The 20799-nt window shown below is 61.3% G+C and carries 19 protein-coding genes and 2 riboswitches; of the genes, 10 read left to right on the forward strand and 9 right to left on the reverse strand.

The genetic code is table 11. The features are described from left to right. The first annotated feature begins 196 nt into the window (after positions 1-196). From AC1DQK_RS11425 to AC1DQK_RS11445, 5 genes are all read left to right on the forward strand, one after another. Positions 197-646 (forward strand): MarR family winged helix-turn-helix transcriptional regulator, encoded by a 450-nt coding sequence (locus AC1DQK_RS11425; protein WP_477870508.1) that lies wholly within the window; start codon positions 197-199, stop codon positions 644-646. A 278-nt stretch (positions 647-924) separates the two neighbouring features. Further along, entirely contained in the window at positions 925-2376 is a 1452-nt protein-coding gene (locus AC1DQK_RS11430) for an aldehyde dehydrogenase (RefSeq protein WP_477870510.1), read from the forward strand. A gap of 35 nt (positions 2377-2411) precedes the next feature. Then, complete coding sequence (locus AC1DQK_RS11435) at positions 2412-3260, forward strand: p-hydroxycinnamoyl CoA hydratase/lyase (RefSeq protein WP_477870512.1); 849 nt, start codon at positions 2412-2414, stop codon at positions 3258-3260. Between the two features lie 73 nt (positions 3261-3333). Next, positions 3334-5514, forward strand: coding sequence for an acetate--CoA ligase family protein (locus tag AC1DQK_RS11440; protein WP_477870514.1), 2181 nt, complete (start codon positions 3334-3336; stop codon positions 5512-5514). Continuing rightward, positions 5498-6424 carry an amidohydrolase family protein gene (locus AC1DQK_RS11445; protein WP_477870516.1) on the forward strand — a complete coding sequence of 309 codons (927 nt, stop codon included), beginning with the start codon at positions 5498-5500 and terminating at the stop codon, positions 6422-6424. The genes AC1DQK_RS11440 and AC1DQK_RS11445 overlap by 17 nt, the downstream gene beginning before the upstream one ends. A gap of 59 nt (positions 6425-6483) precedes the next feature. Here the strand turns inward: AC1DQK_RS11445 and AC1DQK_RS11450 are convergent, their stop codons facing one another. The 7 genes from AC1DQK_RS11450 to AC1DQK_RS11480 all read right to left on the reverse strand — a co-directional run bounded on the left by AC1DQK_RS11450 (position 6484) and on the right by AC1DQK_RS11480 (position 12578). Then, positions 6484-6978, reverse strand: a complete 495-nt coding sequence (locus tag AC1DQK_RS11450; protein WP_477870518.1) for a VOC family protein — start codon at positions 6976-6978, stop codon at positions 6484-6486. A 49-nt stretch (positions 6979-7027) separates the two neighbouring features. Then, complete coding sequence (locus AC1DQK_RS11455; RefSeq protein WP_477870520.1) at positions 7028-8260, reverse strand: DUF1214 domain-containing protein; 1233 nt, start codon at positions 8258-8260, stop codon at positions 7028-7030. Then, the gene (locus tag AC1DQK_RS11460) at positions 8257-9420 is read right to left on the reverse strand and encodes a sulfotransferase family protein (RefSeq protein ID WP_477870522.1); all 1164 of its coding nucleotides are present in this window, start codon (positions 9418-9420) and stop codon (positions 8257-8259) included. Before AC1DQK_RS11460 ends, AC1DQK_RS11455 begins: the two co-directional genes overlap by 4 nt. A 78-nt stretch (positions 9421-9498) precedes the next feature. Beyond that, positions 9499-10251: an SDR family NAD(P)-dependent oxidoreductase gene (locus AC1DQK_RS11465; RefSeq protein WP_477870525.1), complete on the reverse strand. Its 753-nt coding sequence runs from the start codon at positions 10249-10251 to the stop codon at positions 9499-9501. Positions 10252-10350: 99 nt separating this feature from the next. Continuing rightward, positions 10351-11196, reverse strand: coding sequence for a helix-turn-helix domain-containing protein (locus AC1DQK_RS11470; protein WP_477870527.1), 846 nt, complete (start codon positions 11194-11196; stop codon positions 10351-10353). Positions 11197-11470: 274 nt separating this feature from the next. Beyond that, positions 11471-12370, reverse strand: coding sequence for an SMP-30/gluconolactonase/LRE family protein (locus tag AC1DQK_RS11475; RefSeq protein ID WP_477870529.1), 900 nt, complete (start codon positions 12368-12370; stop codon positions 11471-11473). Continuing rightward, on the reverse strand, positions 12363-12578 hold the full coding sequence (locus AC1DQK_RS11480; protein WP_477870531.1) for a hypothetical protein: 216 nt from the start codon (positions 12576-12578) through the stop codon (positions 12363-12365). Before AC1DQK_RS11480 ends, AC1DQK_RS11475 begins: the two co-directional genes overlap by 8 nt. Positions 12579-12912: 334 nt before the next feature. Between AC1DQK_RS11480 and AC1DQK_RS11485 the strand changes: the two genes are divergently transcribed. Then, positions 12913-13719, forward strand: a complete 807-nt coding sequence (locus AC1DQK_RS11485; protein ID WP_477870533.1) for an SDR family NAD(P)-dependent oxidoreductase — start codon at positions 12913-12915, stop codon at positions 13717-13719. 262 nt (positions 13720-13981) lie between these two features. Here the strand turns inward: AC1DQK_RS11485 and AC1DQK_RS11490 are convergent, their stop codons facing one another. Together AC1DQK_RS11490 and AC1DQK_RS11495 are read right to left on the reverse strand one after the other, a co-directional pair. After that, the gene (locus AC1DQK_RS11490) at positions 13982-14716 is read right to left on the reverse strand and encodes a CbtA family protein (protein ID WP_477870535.1); all 735 of its coding nucleotides are present in this window, start codon (positions 14714-14716) and stop codon (positions 13982-13984) included. 15 nt (positions 14717-14731) lie between these two features. Beyond that, complete coding sequence (locus tag AC1DQK_RS11495) at positions 14732-14959, reverse strand: CbtB domain-containing protein (protein WP_477870537.1); 228 nt, start codon at positions 14957-14959, stop codon at positions 14732-14734. Between the two features lie 167 nt (positions 14960-15126). On the opposite strand from AC1DQK_RS11495, the gene AC1DQK_RS11500 reads away from it, so the two are divergent. From AC1DQK_RS11500 to AC1DQK_RS11515, 4 genes are all read left to right on the forward strand, one after another. Continuing rightward, entirely contained in the window at positions 15127-15723 is a 597-nt protein-coding gene (locus AC1DQK_RS11500) for a histidine phosphatase family protein (protein WP_477870539.1), read from the forward strand. Between the two features lie 122 nt (positions 15724-15845). Next, a riboswitch (cobalamin riboswitch) is annotated at positions 15846-16104 on the forward strand. Between the two features lie 175 nt (positions 16105-16279). Then, on the forward strand, positions 16280-18469 hold the full coding sequence (locus AC1DQK_RS11505; RefSeq protein WP_477870541.1) for a TonB-dependent receptor: 2190 nt from the start codon (positions 16280-16282) through the stop codon (positions 18467-18469). After that, the gene (locus tag AC1DQK_RS11510) at positions 18444-19958 is read left to right on the forward strand and encodes a PepSY domain-containing protein (RefSeq protein ID WP_477870543.1); all 1515 of its coding nucleotides are present in this window, start codon (positions 18444-18446) and stop codon (positions 19956-19958) included. The genes AC1DQK_RS11505 and AC1DQK_RS11510 overlap by 26 nt, the downstream gene beginning before the upstream one ends. Positions 19959-19960: 2 nt before the next feature. Beyond that, positions 19961-20344 carry a hypothetical protein gene (locus tag AC1DQK_RS11515; RefSeq protein ID WP_477870545.1) on the forward strand — a complete coding sequence of 128 codons (384 nt, stop codon included), beginning with the start codon at positions 19961-19963 and terminating at the stop codon, positions 20342-20344. A gap of 59 nt (positions 20345-20403) precedes the next feature. After that, a riboswitch (cobalamin riboswitch) is annotated at positions 20404-20625 on the forward strand. Positions 20626-20799 lie beyond the last annotated feature (174 nt).

Below are 20799 nucleotides of genomic sequence, written 5' to 3' on the forward strand. Positions count from 1 at the left end.
ACCGGAGGTGACCCGCCTCGTGGTGGCGATGCGCTCGAACCGTGGGTCGTCGACATTGCGCAGCGACAGCGGAAATCGCGCGTACATCCGGGGCTTTCAAAGCGGATAACAAACCTGTCGATGCTTAATCTGCTTCGGCAGCTATTGCCGTGAAACCTATTTGCGATGACTGACGCTATTTTGTAGCCTCCCGGCTATGGCCACTGAACTGAAAACCGATAGCGATTTGATCAACCCATTAGAGGGCCATATTGGATACCAGCTCCGCCGCGCCTCAACATTGGTGATGGCCGTACTTGCCGATCGCCTGTCCACGACGCATCTCACGGTCACCGAAGCGTCCGTCCTAGTGATGATCGACCATAACCCGGGCATTTCGCAAAGCGCCATTGGCCGCAGCCTTGGCGTGAAGCGCGCGAACATGGCACCTATTATTGCGACACTGGATAATCGCGGTTTGGTGCTTCGCTCTAACCCCAATGGGCGCCTGGTTGGCTTGTCGACAACCGAGGCGGGGCGGCAGTCCGCCAATATGATCGAAGCGATGATGCGCGCCAACGATGTTGAAATGTTCGGCTCGCTCAAGGCGCAGTCGCAACTCGATCTGCTTAATTCGCTCACTGCGCTTCGACGATCACGCGTTTAATCATGCATCGCGAGTCATGATCGTATCGATCACCGTGTATTTACGTCGATCGCGAGCTGGTCGACGGCCAGCATGATCTGCCAGATAGGCGCCCCGTAGGCATCGGTGCGACCATTTCTTAGGTCTGAGCCTGCACGCCATGATCCCGAATCTCGCCAATTGTCGCGCACTACCAACCGGATGGTCATTGAGCAGGCGCGTGTCCGGCTGAGTGATTGCGACTGTGGCTTGCACGCATGTCCAGTTGATGCTATGTTTCATAACACAAGGAGAGGAGCATGGCTTTGGTCGAGGTGCACATGATCGTTGGTGGCAAGCCGCATTTTTGCTCGGCAACATTCGACCGCGCCAATTCGATGACGAACGTCGTCGTGACGCGTTCGGGCGCGGCCAGCACAAGCGATGCAATCGCGGCTGTAGAGGCAGCGGAGCACGCCTTCCCGACCTGGTCGGCACTTGGCCCTAATGCCCGTCGGGCGGCCTTGATGAAGGCAGCTGATGCCCTCGAATCTCGCGTCGATGACTTCGTCGACGCGATGATGTCCGAAATCGGTGCTACGGAAGGCTGGGTTCGTTTCAACCTAGCGCTGGCGAGTTCAATAATCCGCGAGGCAGCCTCGCTCACAACTCAGATCGGCGGCGAGGTTATCCCGTCGGACAAACAAGGCTGCATGTCCATGGCAGTGCGTGAGCCTGCCGGCGTTGTTCTCTCTATGGCACCATGGAACGCACCCATCATTCTCGCTACCCGCGCCATCGCCGTGCCACTCGCGTGCGGGAACACTGTCGTTCTAAAGGCTTCGGAAATATGTCCGCGCACCCATAGCCTGATCGTGGAGGCCTTTGTCGAAGCGGGACTGACCGGCGGCATCGTTAATCTCGTTACCAACGCGCCATCGGATGCAAGCGCGATCGTGGGTGCGATGATCGATCACCCCGCGGTCCGGCGGGTCAATTTCACCGGCTCCACCGCCGTCGGAAAAATCATCGCCATGCGCTGCGCTCAGCATCTCAAGCCGGCATTACTCGAACTCGGCGGCAAGGCGCCGCTCATTGTTCTCGATGATGCCGATTTGGATGAGGCCGTTAAGGCTGCGGCTTTTGGTGCCTTCATGAATCAGGGGCAGATTTGCATGTCCACCGAACGGATTATCGTGGTCGAGTCCATCGCCGATACCTTCGTCGACCGGTTTCGCGAGAAAGTCGGCACCTTGGCGGTCGGCGATCCGCGCGAAGGCAAAACTCCGCTGGGTGCGGTCGTAGGTCTCGCGACCGTCGACCATGTACGCTCGCTAGTCGACGACGCGGTGCGAGATGGAGCGACGCTGGTCAACGGCGGGCCGGCCGACGGCGTCCTCATGCCGGCCCATGTGGTCGATCGCGTGACGCCAGTGATGCGATTATTTGGCGAGGAAAGCTTCGGCCCTGTCGTGGCTATCGTTCGCGCGATGGATGAAGCGCACGCGGTGGAGCTTGCAAACGATACCGATTATGGGCTCTCAGCCTCCGTTTTCACCCGTGACATAGCGCGTGGTCTACGCGTGGCGCGTCAAATCCGATCCGGGATCTGCCATATAAATGGTCCAACCGTGCATGACGAGGCCCAGATGCCGTTTGGTGGTGTTAAAGGCTCAGGTTACGGTAAGTTTGGCGGCAAGGCTGGCGTCGACAGCTTCACAGAGCTGCGCTGGATCACCATCGAGACCCAGCCCGGACATTTCCCGATCTGAACACTCAACCTTCACGCATATCGCTGGAGATTTCCATGGCATTTGAAGACATCGACCCCGTCGAAGCAAGTACAGTCGCCTACACCATTGAAGACAATGTCGCCTGGGTTAGCTTCAACCGGCCCGACAAAAGAAACTGCATGTCTCCCCGATTGAACCGGCAGATGATGCGTGTTTTGAACGAACTCGAGTTTCGCACGGATGTCGGGGTCCTGGTGCTTACCGGCGAAGGCTCGGCCTGGACGGCCGGTATGGACCTGAAGGAGTATTTTCGCGAAACCGAAGCGGAGGGCCTTGCCGGCACGCGCGGGGCTCAACGCGAGAGCTACGGTTGGTGGCGGCGACTTCGGTGGTATCAGAAGCCCACGATCGCAATGGTCAACGGCTGGTGTTTCGGCGGCGGGTACGGCCCGCTCTTCGCCTGCGACCTCGCCTTCGCAGCCGACGAGGCGCAATTCGGCCTGTCGGAAATCAACTGGGGGATTCTCCCTGGCGGCGGCGCCGCCAAAGTCGCTGCCGAGCTCACCAATTTTCGTAACGCCATGTATCACGCTATGATGGGTGAGAACATCGACGGTCAAAAGGCTGCTGAATGGGGCTTTGTTAACGAAGCGGTACCACTCTCTCAGCTTCGCGATCGTGTCTCCCAAGTCGCGCAGGTTCTGCTCACCAAGAATCCCATCGCGCTGAAAGCCACGAAGGATGCAATCCGACGAGTGCGCGAGATGACATACGACAATGCTGAGGATTTTCTGGTTCGCGCACAAGAGGCAGCAAACAGTTTCGATAACGAAGGCCGCAAACAAGGGATCAAGCAGTTTATCGATGACAAGGCTTACAAGCCTGGTCTCGGAGCATACGACAGGTCGAAGCAAGCTGGCTGAAGATTCTTTCTGAAAATGCGCACTAACGGCCCGATCGAACGCTTTGACCTGGAATACTGGAGCTTCGCCGAAAATGGATGTCACAATTCAGGATACTGTTATTGGCGCATCCTCGCTGGATCGTCTGCTTAGGCCGCGCTCGGTCGCTATCGTCGGGGCTTCGGAAAAACCTGGTGCGCTCGGTGCGGCCGTGTTGGGCAATCTCGAACGCAATGGTTTTTCGGGCGAGATCCATTTGATCAATCCAAAACGAACGGAAATCGGCGGGCGTGTCTGCATCCCTTCGGTCTCGGTTCTGCCCGAGCAAGTCGATGTCGCTGTTCTGGCAATTCCGCGGATGGCCGTGCTGGAGACTATCAAGGCATTGGCCGAGCGAAAGGTGGGGGCCGCGATCATCTTCTCGGCGGGCTTTGCCGAAGGCGGCGAAGAAGGCCTGACGGAGCAGCGAGAAATCGCCAGGGTCGCATCAACCACCGGCATGATCATCGAGGGGCCCAACTGCCTCGGGATGACCAACTTCATCGACCGAGTTCCACTGACCTTCGTCGAGACAAGCGCTGTACCGCTCGGCAACCGGAAAGGGATTGGGATAGTCTCGCAGAGCGGAGCGATTGCCTGCGTCCTTTGCACCACCCTCGCCTCGCGCGATCTCGGTCTTTCGTTTTCCATTTCCACCGGGAATGAGGCGGCAAGCGGTGTCGAGGACTATGTCGAATATTTGATTGATGACCCTGCAACCAATGTCATCGTGATGGTTGTGGAATCGTTCAGAAGCCCGCGACGCTTCCTCGAGGCGGCACGCCGTGCTGGATCAATGGGCAAGACGATCGTCCTCCTGCATCCCGGTCGAAGCGGCGCGGCGCGCGAATCCGCCGCGACCCATACAGGAGCGATGGCGGGCGATTACGAGGTCATGCGCGTCAAGGTAGAGCGTGCGGGAGTTATCCTTGTCGAAACGATGGAGGAGCTTGGCGACGTGGCCGAGATGGCACTTCGCTGTCCCCCGGTTCGAACAAGCGGTACCGCCATAATGGGCGAATCCGGCGCCTTCAAAGCTCTTGTACTTGACTTTGCGGAGGCCCTTGATCTCGAATTGCCCAGCATTGACGATGCCAGTGCGCCACAACTGCGAGCTGTTCTACCGGAATTCGTAAGTGTCTCGAACCCCCTCGACTTGACCGCCCAAGGGCTGACAGACTCGGAGCTTTATTACAAGACGCTCGCGGCCTTGGCTCAAGATGATCGTTTTGGCAGTGTGATCGTCGGGATTATTCAGACAGATCCTGTTACGACAGCGGTTAAATTCCCGCCGCTTATACGAGCCATGTTGGAGACAAAACCCGAAAAGCCGATCGTCTTTGCTGGACTAGATGAAGGAGCTGGGGTCGCCCATCATTACATCGAAGAGTTTCGTCGCCTTGGGGCCGTCTACTTCCCCTCGACCGAGCGCGCTCTACGCGCAGTGGCTCGACTGAGCGAGAGCGCTGCACGAGATCTTCGCAGCGTGGTCGCCCCCCTGGATGTCCTGCCGGAACTTCCGACGCAAGGCGGCGTGATCGCCGAATTCAAGGCCAAGGCGCTATTGGCACCGCTTGGCATTGCCTTTCCGGATGGCAAGTTCTGCACGAGCCTGGAAGACGCGCTCACGAGCGCGAAGTGCATCGGTTTTCCCGTTGTCCTGAAAGCGCAGTCCGCCGGGTTGAGTCACAAGAGTGACGCGGGAGGTGTGATCCTCAACATCGTCGATGAGGCATCGCTCAACGAGGGGTGGCATCGTCTTCACGACAACATTGCTCGGCATCGGCCAGGCCTTGTTCTGGACGGCGTCCTTGTTGAAAAAATGGGGGAGCGCGGCGTTGAGCTCATCATCGGCGCAAAAAATGATCTCGACTGGGGGCCAGTCATTCTCGTCGGCTTCGGCGGTGTGGCCGCGGAAGTTTTGCAGGACGTGCGCTTGTTAGCACCTGATCTGCCCTTCGATGGCGTGATACGCGAGCTCAACCGGCTGAAGCAGGCTCCATTGTTGCACGGGTTCCGAGGCTCGCCACCGCTGGATGTCGCGGCAACGGCCAAGCTCGTCATCGCGCTCGGACAGCTGCTTCTTGCGGAGACGTCGATCCGGGAGATCGATCTTAATCCGGTCATCGTGAATCCCGACGGACAAGGCGCAGTTGCTCTCGATGCGCTCATGCTCGTCGCTGCAACGCCCCCATCAAGTCAGTGCGACGGAGGACTCGATGAGCGCGGACCGTGAAACTTTTTCCAGACTGAGAGCGATCGACATTCACGTCCACGCGGAGGTGAGTTGTCACGATCCCGAAGATTCGATCTTCGGCGCGTTCGCGGATGCCGCAACGCGCTATTTCAAGGCGCCCCGTCAGCGCCCGACGATACCGGAAACGATCGCCTATTATCGTGAACGGCAAATCGGTTTCGTCATGTTCACCGTAGATATGGAATCCGGAACCGGGATCAAGCGCATCCGCAACGAGGAGATCGCCGAGGCAGCCCAGGCTAATTCCGATATCATGATCGCGTTCGGATCGATCGATCCCCACAAGGGACGACTGGGTGCGATCGAGGCGCGCAATCTCATCGAAAACCATGGTATCCGCGGCTTCAAATTTCATCCCCCACTTCAGAATTTCGACCCCGGGGACCGCCTGGCGTGGCCGCTCTATGAGGTCATCAATCACTACCGCCTGCCCGTCGTGTTTCACACGGGCCACAGTGGAATGGGCACCGGCATGCCGGGCGGTGGTGGTATCCGCTTGAAATATGGCCGTCCGATGCTCGTCGACGACGTCGCGGTCGATTTCCCGGAGATGAAGATCATCCTGGCCCATCCAGGCTGGCCCTGGACCGACGAATCCCTGTCGATGGCGTTGCACAAGCCTAACGTGTTCATCGACCTGAGCGGCTGGAACCCGCGCTTTTTCCCCGAGCAGATCATGCGGTACGCAAACGGTCAGCTGGGACGCAAATTTCTCTTTGGTTCCGATTTTCCTCTCATTTCGCCCGACAAATGGATCGAAGAGTTCGATCAGGCAGGCTTTAAGCCAGAACTTCGAGATCCGATCCTTAAGTCAACGGCACTCGATCTTCTCTTTGGAACCGCATCCGATCCGTCCGCCGCTAATGTATCCGCGATAGTCAAGCGATAGCTTTGACCCAGAGGCGATCCGGGAAAGGGCGCCTTGGCTGAGGGGAAGGAAACTGGCGGTCACACGATCGACTTGTCGGCAGGCCACTTATTGAAAGCCCACATCTCGTCGGACGCCCACGCGATCTCGATATGGTGACCAAGCTGCTGCCGCATGTCGATATAGCAAAATACGAATCCCGGGACTTCGCCTTCCATCAACAGCGGCAAACCCAGGGATCCAACCTCGCGCTTCATCTCCTCCAAGGTTGTCCGTCGTACCGCCGCATGGTGGAAGCGCGGGATGAAATCGGCGATGTCCGGGGCGAGCGCATCGCGGTAGAGTTCGCGCGTGTCGTCGTTGAGGGGCTCGATCAGTTCGAGCTGCAGGCTACCCGACCAACCCAGCGCCATGCGCGCGCGATAATCCCTCGGCCCCTGCGCGGTCCTCACTAGGATCTCGGCCGGATCGAACGTGACCCATTCGGACACGCCAAAGCGGGAGGTGAACAGCGGCAGGGCTCGGTCGATGTCACGCGTGACGTAGCCGTTCTGGTAATGGTTCCTGAAGAACATGCCTGTCTCCCGATGCTGGTTTTCCCGCCCGCCCCGCAACCGGCCTCGATCATTCCATGAGGCCGCCCGAATATATTGCGTCGAGCTTGTCGAGCGCCTGAAATCCTTCGGCGCGCAAAGCTTCCAGCGGTAGCCGGAATACCGTTACCTCGGGCGGGCTGCCTTCGGTCTTGATGAAACGAAGACTCCAGGTGCCGTGGACGTGGCCGTAGGGATCCAACCAGTTGCCGCCGCATCCGGGGTCTTCGTGGGCGATGATGACCTGCACCGATCCATCGCCTTCGTATCGAGCGCGAAACTTCTGAAGGTAACCCTGACCGTCCTCGTAATTGTCGAGGTTCTCCTGGAACAGGTTGCACAGCTGGAGGATCCAATAGTTGCATTCCGTCGGCATGAAGGTCATCACTAGGGCTTCGTCCGGTCCGCATTCCCAAGTGCCGAAGCCGTGATGCCTGTCCGCCACGCCGCCGTTGGCCAGATAGAGCGCTAGGTCGAAGGCGATGCGGTTGGGCGATCCGCCTGGTCTGTCGTCCCACCAGCGACGGACCAGTTCGGCATAACCCAGTGTGATCTGCCCGACCCGAGCCAGCCCGGCCGCAAGCTCACTGGCCCGCAAGGGACAAGGGAGCGCGCCATCCAATCGTTCGATCCTGATCGATGGCGCGATCGTTTCCTCCCGCAAATGATAGAGGGTGCGGACGAGGACGCCGACCGAGGTTTCCCGAAGAGGCAGCCAGTCCACATCGCTGTCGGGTTTGTCCCGACTGACGATTACCGTGAAGTTGCCATCGCTATCGAAGCGGATGCTGTCGCTGGACAGGAACGAGGTGGCCCGCATTACCGCCGGATCGAATTCGCGGAGGCCTGATGTCCCGAGCGGCGCCCAGTCGCGTGCGCCGTGGTCTGCCGGAAACCCGCCTTCCCATGTCACCATCACGAAATAGGGAACAGTGCCGCGGTTGCCGGTAATCCTGTAATCGCAGGATTCGTCGAAGAACTCGGCGATCAGGTGGTCCTGGTCCGGCGACTGGAAATTGATCCCCTGTCGCCACGGGGTGTCGAGCAGGCGAGGGCGTTTCGGTTCCGAATTTTCGACATAGCGATGGAAACCGTGTCGCATCAGCCGCGAGAGAAAGCGATACCACTCCGTCCGGTCGAGGTCGTTTATTCCCTCGAACTGTTCAATCACGCGGCCTGCGATCATCATCACCTGTGCGAGGTCCTCCCAGGCTCTGCCTGCCAGAAGCCTTTCGCTCGCACGCTGGCGGATCTGTGCGGTCATCGCGCTGTCAACCCGAAGCGATCGCTGTAAAAGGCGAAGCGCTCGCGCAATATGGCGACGTCCAGACCGAAATCCTGCTCGAGATCATATTCGAGCTGGCCATGCCGGTCGCGTTTGTGTGCCTCTAGATAGCTGCCCATCGCAGCCTCGGCAGCATCGGTCATGGGTAGCCCGGCCATCGCGTAGATGCTGCGTACCGTGCCAATCTGGTCAGCCATGAAATCCTCGAAGCGCAGGTCGATCGACCGGAGTTCAGGCAGGATCGAACGGTCGCGCACGCAGGCGCGCAGCAGCCTCTCGATGCGATCGACCCAGTAGTTCGCCACTTCGGCGGGATTCACTTTCACTCGACGCAGGCGATCGATGTACGCATTCATGGTCAGGCAGGATGCTATGACCGCGATCGGATCGCGGTGTGTCATCACGATCGTGGCATCGGGGAACGTCGCCATCAGCGGTCTCAGTTGCTCGAGATGCCCGGGCGACTTCAATATCCAGTTCTGCGGACCGCGAAGCGACGTAAGAACCTGCAGAACCTTGCGCAGATAATGGTAGCTCGATGTCTGGTCGTGCGAGAGATACCAGTCGCGCCAGCGATAGGGACGTGCCGTCCACTCAATCATGTAGGAGGAGAAATCGAGCATCTGCAGTTCGATTTCCTCGTGAATGTGCGTCGGGCTGAGCTCGTGGACATTCTTCTGCATCGGCAGCAACGCATCCAGCCCCGCCCAGGCCGCCTCCGCATCGCTCCGGCGGTTATCAGGGCTGGCTGCAGGCGGTATGGGAGCGAGCGATTCCCAATAGGGGAGGGACCTCAGCCGTTCGTCGCTGGCAATCAGGTTGACGAGGTGCGTCGTCCCGGTGCGCGGCATCCCGATGATGATGATGGGCCGCGTAATTTCGATGTCGAGGATGGCTGGATCCCGGCGGACCGCTTCTTCCACGCGCAGCCGGTTTGCCGCATAGCGGACCATGTCGTTGAAGAAGAATGAGCGACCCAGCGCATTGAGCGCGTCCTCGTCGGCGCTGCGCAGCATGACAGCCAGACGTTCTACGAAATCCATTTCGCCGAAGTCGGTAAGCCCCGTCGCTGCTCTTGCTGCATCCAGGACGGCGTCCACCTCAAGGCTCACGGGCGCTGCCGCTTCGGCCGCCCGCATGAGCGAAAGGGCTGCTTGGGTATGACGCGGGGCGGCAAGATCCTCTATGCGCATGATATGATCTTTCTCGAGGCTTCGTCAGGCGACCGAATAGCCGCCATCGGCGGTCAGGGTCTGTCCGGTGATGAAACCGGCTTCGGGGCTGGTCAGGAAAAGCACAGGGCCGGCCATTTCCTCGCATTCGCCGAAGCGCGCCATGGGGGTGCGGGCCAGCAGTGGAGCCACTGCTTCGGGAACATCGATCACGCGGTCGAATATCCGGGTGCGGATGTTGCCGGGCGCGATAGCGTTTACCCGGATGCCATCGCCGACCCACGAAATAGCGAGGGTCTTGGTCAACTGCACGATCGCCGCCTTGGCTGCCCCATAGCCCGGCACCGCATCCATGCCGAAGAAGGATGATAGCGACGCGAGGTTTACGACGCTTGCACCGCCTGGCATGTCGCTGGCCCTAAGCTGCGGGTGCAGGGCGTGGGCAAGGCGATAGGGACCGAAGAGGATGACCTCTACGGTCTTCTCGAACATGTCAGGCTCGAAGCGCGCCTCGTATCCGCCGGGATGGGATTCACCGGCGTTGTTGATCAGCACGTCCAATTGCGGCAGCCCTTGCTGGATTGCGGCAATGTCGCCTGGATCGTTGGCAACCATGCGGAAATAGCCGAAGCCGGACAGATCCGGGCCATAGTCCTCGATCGCGCCGCGCCGCCCAGTCACGTAGACCCTGGCACCAGCGGCGGCATAGTCTTTCGCGATGGCAAGACCGATGCCTGCGGTCCCGCCGGTTACGAGGACAGTGCGCCCGGAAAAATCGAATGTGCATTTGTTGGGCAAGCGAATGGTCTCCTCTCGAACCATTCTTTTATCCGCCGGGAAGAGCTGCCGCGAGCGTGCAGTGGTCTGCAAAACGGACGTCGGCGCTGCAATCGGACATTATTGGCGTGTCCTTGCCCTGTATTCCTTCGGGGGCAGGCCGATTTCGCGTCGAAAGGCGGTGGCGAACGCGGTAGTGCTTGCGTAGCCACAACGCGACGCGATCTGCTTCACGGGAAGCCTGGTCGAAAGAAGCAATTCGCAGGCGCGGTTCGCGCGAACCCGGGCTATATGCTTCACGACGGTTATTCCGGTGCTGGCTCGGAATGCTCGAAGGAGATGCCGCGGCGACACGCCGATGATCGTGGCGAGGTCGGACACGCCCGGCGCTGATCCGTCAATATGGTGCAATGCCTCGTCGATCCGCCGCAGCTGCCATGGCGCTAGGCCGCCCGTATTAGGCTTTCTCTCAGCGGAAACCCGCTTCTCCATGCGAATGAAGTCAACCAGCAGCCCCGTAACCAGCGCCTCGACCATCGCGGACGAGGCAAAGCCCGGCTCGCAGGCTTCCTGCGCGAGCCTTCGCAGCGTAAGGGCCAGGCCGTCATGGCGCAGATCGGCGATCGGACGGGCATCTGAGAGCAACTCAAACAGGTCGCCGCAGGTCGACCCGTCACCATGGGCTGGGACCGTGCACATCACCAGTCTCTGCTTTCCCCCGGCATTTGTGAATCGCATGGGCATTGCAGCAGGACGGAAAAGCATCTTGCCGATTGCATTGAATACACAGTTGTCTTCAAGGTCTCCGAAAAAGGCTTGAGACTCGCGTGGCACGGGGGAAAGCGAAAGGCCGAAGACCGGATGTTCGTCGACGACGACATCGTCCAACGGGTCGATCCAGACGTAATTGCGCACTTCGATCACGGCATTCTGGTGAATAACGCGCGCTTCAGTGGAAAATGACATCCTCGGCTCCTACAACGAGCTTGATTCAATGCGAGCGATCGTTGGACCCATGCAACGCGGTTTAAAGCAACGGGCGCGCATTAGCCGAATACGACTGCAAATTCGGGTAGATTATGAGCCCCCAGTACCTCGTTCTCGTCCTTCATGGAACGACAGCGCCATGTAGGGTGTGATACCTATATCATCGGGAACGCGCTATGTCCCAAACCCTGTTGGGGAGCCGCAGCATCAATCGTTGAATCGATTCGCACCATCACATTCCGGGACTACACATCTAGAGCGTCAGCGAGGGGGCATGGAGCGCCAGGCCGGGGCGATCGATCGGGATGATTTCGATGCTGCCCCCGGATAGCTCGGTGACGTAGATGCGGTCGCGCTCGATGTCGAACGCCACGTTTGTCGGCAGTTCGCCGTTCGTGGGCAGTCGATCGGCGATCGTGCCGTCGGGGGCCACCACGCAGATATGGCCTTCGTTGAGGACCGCGCAGTACAGCGTCCCGTCGGCCGCGAACGCCATTCCGTCAGGTCCCTTGAAGTCGTCGCTCGGCGAGCGGATCACGTTGGCGTGACGCTCGATGGCGCCGTCGTCGGTCATACGGTAGACAATGCCGGTGAGCGTTTCGTTGAAGTAGAGGTCGCCATCGGGGCCGAACGCGATGCCGTTGGTGAACTTGAGCCCGGCCGCCAGCTTGGTGACCACCTTGCCCGCGCGCGGGTCGATGCGATAGACGGATCCGTCATAGTCCAGATCGCGAAGGCGGCTTCCGGCTGGTTGGGAAAACATCCTGGCTGGATCGATCCCCGAGTCAGTCGCATAGAGCAGGCCGTCGGGGCCGAAGGCAAGATCGTTCGGAAACAGGAAGCCGCGTTCGCCGTCTCCGGTGATCTGCATGAGCAGTTCGCCATCCGGCGCGATCCGCATGATCGATTGATCGGGGCCGCCGGCGACCCAGAAGCAACCGTTGCCATCAATCGCGAGGCCATTGGGATTGCCGCCATGCCGGCACAGGATGCGGTGCGATCCATCGGGCGAGACGATCGACAGGCTCTTTCGGCTCTCGCCCATCTCGACGAGAGCGATGCTGCCGTCGAGCAGCGCGACCGGCCCCTCGGGCATCGCCAGCTGGACACACAGCAAGGCGTTGGACGATGCCGGCCGATCGTCGTCAGGCACCGGCGTGTTCCTCCACGATCCAGCGGCACATCCGCCGCCACGGGTCGGCCGCGTCCTGGACGCCCTGCGCGGGCATCGCCATCGCTTGGCCGAAGGTCATCACCTCCGCGCCATAGATCGCCAGTCGGTCCCATTGCTCGCCGCTCATCTTGGGCGAATCAATCTCGTCCGCGAGGGGCGGGTCGAGCTGCACCGCCGGAGTGCTCATGGTCGGTTCATCGGTATATTTTCTAATATTGCCCCGTCCGTTAGTTGTTCCATCATCAGGACGAGGTCGCTCGTTCCCGGGCGGTGATGACGTTCCTGACTGATATGCGCTTGTCCATAAGATGGTCCTCGTCCTGGCGCTGCTGAGGGGCGATTGCTCATTGTTGGAAAGCGATCAGCCGCTCCGCCGCCTTGTATCGCAATCACGCACGCGCCGCCGCCAGCGCCCTCTGACATCCCATGTCGCGCGCGAGCCCGCATAGTCGGATTGGACGATGGCTCGGTTCGGCTGGATTTGTCATGCAGTGCGCGGATAACAAGCGGAGAGGACGGCCATGGATGTCGAACGCTATGGTCCCTGGGGCTTAGTCGCGGGAGCGTCCGAAGGGATCGGCGCCGCGTTCGCGGAGAGGCTGGCCAGGGAGGGCCTCAATCTGGTGCTCGTCGCGCGCAGAGCCCGGCCGCTGGAACAATTGGCCGGCCGGCTGCGCGCCGAGTGCGGCGTCGAGATCCGAACGATCGCAACCGATCTGTCCCATCCGGAAGCTGTCGATAAGGTGGAGCGCGGTTGCGCCGATGTCGAGATCGGCCTGCTGGTATGCAATGCCGGCGCGGCCCCGGCAATGGCCGACCTCCTCGATCAACCCGACGAGGAGGCCCTCCGGCTGACTTATCTCAACACCATCGGCCAGACGGCGTTCGCGGTACGCTTCGGCAAGCCGATGCGGCAACGGGGCAGCGGCGGGATCATCCTGATGGGATCGCTGGCTTATGCCTCCGGCGTGGGGCGGCTAGCCACCTATGCTGCGTCCAAGGCCTATTCGGCGATCCTGGCCGAGGGCCTCTGGTACGAGCTGCGCCCCTATGGCGTGGACGTGCTGTGCGTGGTCGGGACCACGACGAGGACGCCCGCGATGGTAAAAATGGGCATGCCGCTCGACAATCCCGCTTACCCCGTTGTCGAGCCATCGCAGGTGGCCGAGGAAGCGCTTTCGGCGCTCGGCGGTGGGCCGCTCTGGCACATGGACGGTAGCGAGGGGATCGCGCGAGCAATCCAGGCGATGCCGAGGGCCGAGGCGGTCGAAACAGTCAGTAAGGCGATGGAGCAGGCGGTGCCTCCCGGCGCCCGAGCGGCCACCTGATCCTGCGCCGCTCTTCGGTGATGGATGCTCGTTGATGCTGGCATGACGCTCCCGCATCAGTCCATTGGACAGCAGCGACCAAATCCTTGGTCTCCAGCGAACGATCGAGATCGGATTTTCCGATGATTGAATTCGACCGAGTTGGCTACCAAGGAGGTTACTAAGCCCCACTGCCGGGTGTCGCGGGAGCGGGGGCAGATTGCTCGACTGGGGACGGGAAGCAAGTCGAACATGTATTGCACCGCCCACAGGGAGCCGCGGGCTAGCGGGCCTGACGCAATGTCCGGTCGGCAAGGGCACCGAAAATAGTGCCGATGGTCAGCCACAGGAGAAACTGGATCGCGATCGCGGCAACCCGGAAATTCCAGAGCACGACTGCTGGGAAGTCGGTAGGCACCTCGTTGATCGCTGGCAGGGCGAACTGCACCGCCGCTATCAGCACGATATAGGCGGCTCCGCCAGCGAGAGTCGCATTAAACGAGCCCAGTCGATCCCTCAGTGCCCGGGAGACCTTGACCGCGACGACCATCGTGACAATTGAGAGGGCGATCATCGAAAAGAAGGCAATCGTCCGGAAGGCGACAGTTTCGTGCTGCCCCACGGCTGGCGGCGTCGGCGGATATTTGAGGGCCGGTACCAGGGCCATGGCTATGAAGGCGGCGAGGGCAAGGAGCAGGGCTAGCGAGCGCGGGCCGATCGAGCCTATCCGGCCATATATGGCCGCGAATACCAGCGCGAAGATTCCGCCAACTGCTGCCCCGTAGAGCGTCAGCGCCGTGAGGAGGCCAAGGCCCTTCTGCGTGCCCCGGCTGACGAGCTCGGGCTCTTTAGCCGACGGCATGCCCGGCATGCTGTGCGCCTCGTGCGCGGAATGCGACGCCTCATAGGCGATGGCGAGGTCGACCTGAGGCTCGGCCAGGGCGCGGGCGAACAGGGTGGCCAGGATCGCGGCGAGGATGCCGGCGACCATGCCGCGGATCAGCAAATTTCGGGTCATGGTAGCATCCCCGCCTTAGTGGCAGGGGAAGCCGAGCAGATGACGTCCGTCGTGGACGAACTCATGGACGTACATACCGCTGAACAGCGACAGCGCGCCCTGTTCGGTGCTGACGAAATACAGGAAGATCATGGCCAGCAACGCGCCGAAGATGCCCCAGGGGATGATGTCACCAAGGGGGATCACCCCTGTTCCCGGAAGCGGAATGAAGGCGTCGTCTGCGAAGAGAGGCTTGCTCGCCATGGTCATGCTCCTTTCGGGATATCGCGTCCCGGCACCGTGTCAAAATCGCCCGAGGAAGGTCTGACTCTCGACAGCGCATCGGCGCTGGCGATAACAGTGGCGCGACCGTGCCGGAATCACACCGGCTTCTTCCTCGGTCATTGCTGGCTCCGCACTAGGCCGGATGCATGAGAGGCGTCAACGATCCTTGGAGAAGTCCCCTGGCAGCCCGATTGACGCTTCTGTGCCATGCGGCGACCGCAGCGATGCGAGAAGGAGCTTTCCCTGCGCCCGAAGATCCACTCGACGATGGCGGTGTACGGAAGGCAAACGACTATCGCCTCTCGGAAGGCAAGGCCGACCTCTTCATGGTCAGTCCGGCTCTCGCGGCCCGGCAGACGGCGGACGCGCTGGGGCTGGAAGCGTCTATCGACCGCAGCCTGCGTGATGTCGATCAAGGTGGCTGGGCGGGCCATAGCTTCGAGACCATTCATCAGCGTGATGCGGCGGCCCTTTCCGCGTGGCTGGCCGATCCGGCAAAAGGTGCGCCTGATGGCGAGAGCCTTATCGACGCCCGAGATCGCATCTCTCCCTGGCTCGACGCGCAGGCCCGTCGAGACCTTCACCTTCTGGCGATCACCCATCCTATGGTCATTCGCGCGATCTTGTCGGCAGCGCTCGACATCTCTCTGCCGGCAACCATGCGGATCGACGTCGCGCCGCTGACGGCGGTCAGGCTGTCCTTCAACGGCGGCTGGCGGCTTCAGGCGATCACCGGAGGCTGAGCCGATATATTGGATCGAAGAGGCTGATTCCGCTGTCGTTGCGGTCCACGCACGTTGTCCTTGCAGGGCTGCATCAACTTCCGTAACTGGCGCTTCGTTCGCGCAAAGGCCGAAAGGTCGCGCGCCGACATGATCGCGCCGGTGCCCGAGAGGGCTTAAAATGGGAATGCGGTGCGGGGGGCCGGTGAAAATCGGACACTCTCAAATCCGCAGCTGTCCCTGCAACTGTAAGCGGTGAGCGCGATGCATATGTGCGGTTCGGGCAAGACGTCCCGAGCCGCCAGCCACTGGGCCGGACGCTAATTCATGCGAGGCCTGGGAAGGCCGTGCATCAAGCGATGACCCGTGAGCCAGGAGACCTGCCTGCGTCTGGTCGCTCTTGCTTTGGTCCAGGGGATGGCCGGGGCACGGTGTTTTCCGTCTGAGCGACGAACGAGCGGCTGGGGCCGCACGGTAACGCATGGTGGTCGCCCCCGGGCGCCCGGCCTCTCTGCGTGCCGACCGTTCGTGAACGGTACGCCCCGCCATCGTCGTTAGGCGCCGATGGGGGAATCAAGTGAAAAAAGAGACCAACATCATCGGCGCGCCGCGCTCGCTAATCACGCTTGCCATCCTTGGCGCGCTGGCATCGCCGGCCTTTGCGGAGGACGCCGCGGCAGACGGAAGCGCTCAATCCAACGAGGACACTATCCTCGTTACGGGGAGGCTTGGCGCGGCGTTGACTGTACCAACCAGCACGGGCAGCCGCCTCGGCCTTACTGCCCTTGAGACACCGGCGAGCGTAGTCATTATCGACGGGAATGCGATCCGCGCGCGGGGCGACATCTCAGTCGTCGAGGCGGTCACTCGCGCGCCGGGCATCACGACGGCGGCCACGCCTGGCGATGGCGGTACGGCGCTCGTCGTTCGTGGCTTCAAGGGGCAAGGTTCGGTGCTCCAGCTTTATGACGGCGTCCGGCTCTTTCCGGTCGCAGGGACGATAACCTTCCCGCAGGATACATGGAACATCGATCGGATTGAGATACTCAACGGACCGGCGTCTGTACTCTACGGTCAGGGAGCGCTGGGCGGGGCGGTCAATGTGATCACCAAGAAGCCGAGCGGCGAGCGAACCGAGGTCGAAGCCGAAGCCGGCTATGGCTCGCAGAACAGCTGGCATGCCGCGGCGGGAGCCGGCGGTCCGCTTGGCGACAAGCTCTCCTACCGGGTCGATGGCAGCTATCGGAAATCGGACGGCTATGTCGATCACGGCGATTCGAAGAGCTATGCGGTGTCGGCGGCGCTACGCTTCGCGCCGACTGAGACGCTCTCATTCACGCTGCGCGACGACTATGCGAACCTGCGGCCTATGGAGTATTTCGGTACGCCGCTGATCAACGGCGAGCTCGACACACGCATCCGCCATCGCAACTACAATGTCGCGGACGCCAGCCTTCACTATCGTGACAACCGGACGCTTCTCACCGTCGAATGGGCGCCTTCGGATCTGATCAGCATCTCCAACACCACCTACCGGCTGACGAGCAAGCGGCTCTTCAAGGATTTGGAGAGCTATTGCTGGATCGGTGGCAGCGGCAACTGCCCGAACGGCTATAACGGCACGTCTGGCACCCCCGGCACGATCTACCGGACCGACAATCTTGGCATCATCCACGACCAGACCCAGATCGGCAATCAGGGTAGCGTCAAGTGGAGCGCGGATTTCGGCGATATCCAGAACGATCTCGTCGTCGGCTTCGACGTCAACAAGATCAAGCTCACCTACTCGAACGACTTCGGATCGGACCTGCAGGAGGATTTCGTCGATCCGCTCAGCTTCGACTCCGGTCTGTTCTTCGACACACAGGGGATCGCGCCGCGCTATCGGACGCGGACCGGCGAGTATAGCTTCTTCGCGGAGAACCGTATCCGCTTCAGCGATCAGTTCTCGTTGGTCGCTGGCATTCGCGACGAGCATGATCGGGTGTACCGCCAGAACATCAATCCTTCCGGGGCCATCGGCGCACGCCTTTTCACGAAGAAGCTGCGCAACACAACCTGGCGCGTCGGCGCGGTCTATCAGCCGACCTCGACCGTCTCGCTCTATGGGCAATATTCGACGGGTACAGATCCCATCGGGACGCTGACCACCTTCTCAGGTTCACAGACCGCCTTCAGTAACGCGAAAGGCGACCAGATCGAGTTCGGTGCCAAGGCCGCCTTCCTGGACGGACGCGGAACAGCAACGGTGGCGGCCTACAAGATCGTGAAGAAGAACCTCCTCTCGCAGCGGTTTTTGACCAGCCCTATTGAGCAGATCGGCCAACGATCGTCCAAGGGCTTCGAGGCGTCGGTCTCGATCGACCTCCCGGCTGGTTTCGGAATCGACGCGAACGGTACAGTGCTCGAGGCTCGCTTCGATAGCTTCGTAAGTGGCGGCACGGTTTACACCGGAAACACGCCGGCCGGCGTGCCGGAGACTTCCGGGAATCTCTGGTTGCGCTGGGATGCCTTCCAGCGCTTCCAAAGCCGTGTCGGTCTTCGTTATGTTGGCCATTCTCATTCGGATGACGCGAATGATTTCCGCGTTCCGTCTTATACCGTCGTCGATGCTGGCCTGAGCTACGCCGTGACCGATAATGTCGCGGTCGACGTCCGCGTCTACAATCTCTTCGACAAGGATTACGCAACGACCACCTATAATGACGAGCAATGGATCCTCGGCCGTCCGCGATCGATAGATGTCTCGGTCCGTGCTCGCTTCTAGCGGCAATGGTCCAGCGCTTGGCCATCGGGTCAAGCGCTGGCTCTACATCAGCCACCGATGGATCGGCATCGCGAGCTGCCTGCTGTTCGCGATCTGGTTCATCTCCGGGCTGGTGATGATCTATGTCCCGTTCCCGTCGCTGACCGCGCAGGAACGGGTCGCCGGGCTCCAGTCGATCGACTGGGGCCGGGTGAAGGTGCAGCCCGCCGCTGCCTTGGCGGCGGCAGGCATCGCGGCGCCCAAGGCGATGTCGCTCGAGATGCGTAATCGACAGCCGGTCTGGCGGATTGATCCCTGGGATGGAACGCAACGGACCGTCGCGGCAACGAGTGGATCGGCGGTGAAGCCCGTCGACTTGGCGATGGCCCGGCGCGTGGCAGCCGACTTCGGCCATGCTCCGGTGTCGGCGCTCGAACTGATCACCCGCGATCAGTGGACGGTTGCAGGCGGCTTCAACAAGCACCGGCCCTTGTGGAAAGCGGAACTCGGCGATGAGGCGGGCACGGTGGTCTATGTCTCATCGGTGTCGGGCGCCGTCGTCCAGAACAGCGATCGTCAGGAGCGCTTCTGGAACTGGCTGGGATCGGTGCCGCACTGGATTTACCCGACGATCCTCCGCCAGGACAGTCCGGCCTGGCGACAGGTTGTCCTGTGGGTGTCGGGGCCATGTATCGCCGCTGCCGTGACGGGCATGTGGATCGGCATCCTTCGAACGAGGATGGGGCGTCGCCGGTTTCGGGGTGGCCGAATGACGCCCTATCATGGCTGGATGCTGTGGCATCACATCGCAGGCTTCGGCGGCGGCCTGGCACTGCTCGCATGGATATTCAGCGGCTGGCTGTCGGTCGATCCGGGGCGCCTGTTCGACAGCCCGGGAATCGGCGATGCCGAGCGTATCGCTTATTCCGGCACCGGTAAGGCGCCGCCCCTTGATATCGCGAGGCTCGCGCGCATCGCTCCGGGAGCAAAGCTGCTGGAGCTCAACTGGGCTGCGGGTCGATCACATGTAATGATCGAACGTCCAGGCCGGCCTACGCTCACACTCGACCCCTCGACCGACACTCCGGTCAAGATGTCCGAGCCAGCCATATTGGCGGCGGCGGCCAAGCTCGTGCCGAACGCACGAATCCGTGAGGTCAAGCGGCTCACTGCGCCCGACGCCTATTGGTATGATGTCGGTGCGCTTCCCCAACTCCCCGTCCTACGCGTCGAATATGACGATGCGGCCGGGACATGGGTGCATCTCGATCCGACGACGGGCGCTTTGCTCGGCGAAATCGACGAACGTGGCCGAGTCTATCGTTGGTTGTTCGATTTCCTGCACAAATGGGATCTGAACGGCCTGACGCTGAACCGCCCGGCTTGGGATGCGCTGCTGTGGGGTCTCTCGATCCTCGGCCTTGTCACGTCGATCAGCGGCATCTGGATCGGCTGGATCAGGCTGATGCAGCCGCGCGCCGCTTCGCGTCGCAGGCGGCGGGTACGATAGGCATGTCGGAGCAGGGGAGAGCGCGGCGGCTGGTATCGCTGGTGCGAACGCCCACCGGCTTCGACGTGCTCATCGATCTGGCCAATGAAGGGGACATGCCGCTGGGGCTGCGCATCCACACCGGAGAACGCGACCGGCAACTGCAGCGCGCGATGGCGCGGTCGCGCAAGCCGATCGGTCAGAAGGTGGTCGGACGCGTCCTTGGGATTACGTCGGCTGAGCGGTCGCGATGGGGAAAGGATGGTCGCCTGCCGACATCGGGCTCGATGCAGATCCGAAGGGGCACGACCATCACTTTGCCGACCTATTCTCCGATCGTCATCGAGCAGCTCGCCAACTGCCCGGCCCTCGTCGCGGAATGGCGGGCACAAGACCGCGCGCGATGAAGGGTTGGCCTCGGGCGTGAAACGGACTATCCGGCCGATGGAGTCCAGCAGAAATGCAGGGCTCGAAAGATCGCGCTGGTGCCCGGAAGGGCTTAAAATGGGAATGCGGTGCGGGAGTTCGCTCCCAAATCCGCGGCTGTCCCTGCAACTGTAAGCGGCGAGCGAGATGTGCATGTGTCTATCCATTGGATGGCACGGTCACTGGGTCGGGTTGACCCGGGAAGGCGCGCATCGAGCTATGACCCGCGAGCCAGGAGACCTGCCAGCGCACCGGTCGCTCTTGCCTTGATCCAGGGGATGGTCACGGCACGGTTCCTCTCCGTCTGAGCGACGAACGAAGCGGCGGGTGCCGCACGGTTGCGTGATCACGGGTGCCTTTGGCGCCCGCCCGTCATTGCGCGCCGGCCGTTCGTGTTCCGAACGGCAAGCCCCGCCACCGATGAAGCTCAGGTGCC

It is taken from the genome of Rhizorhabdus sp. P4_G5, from assembly GCF_056401065.1.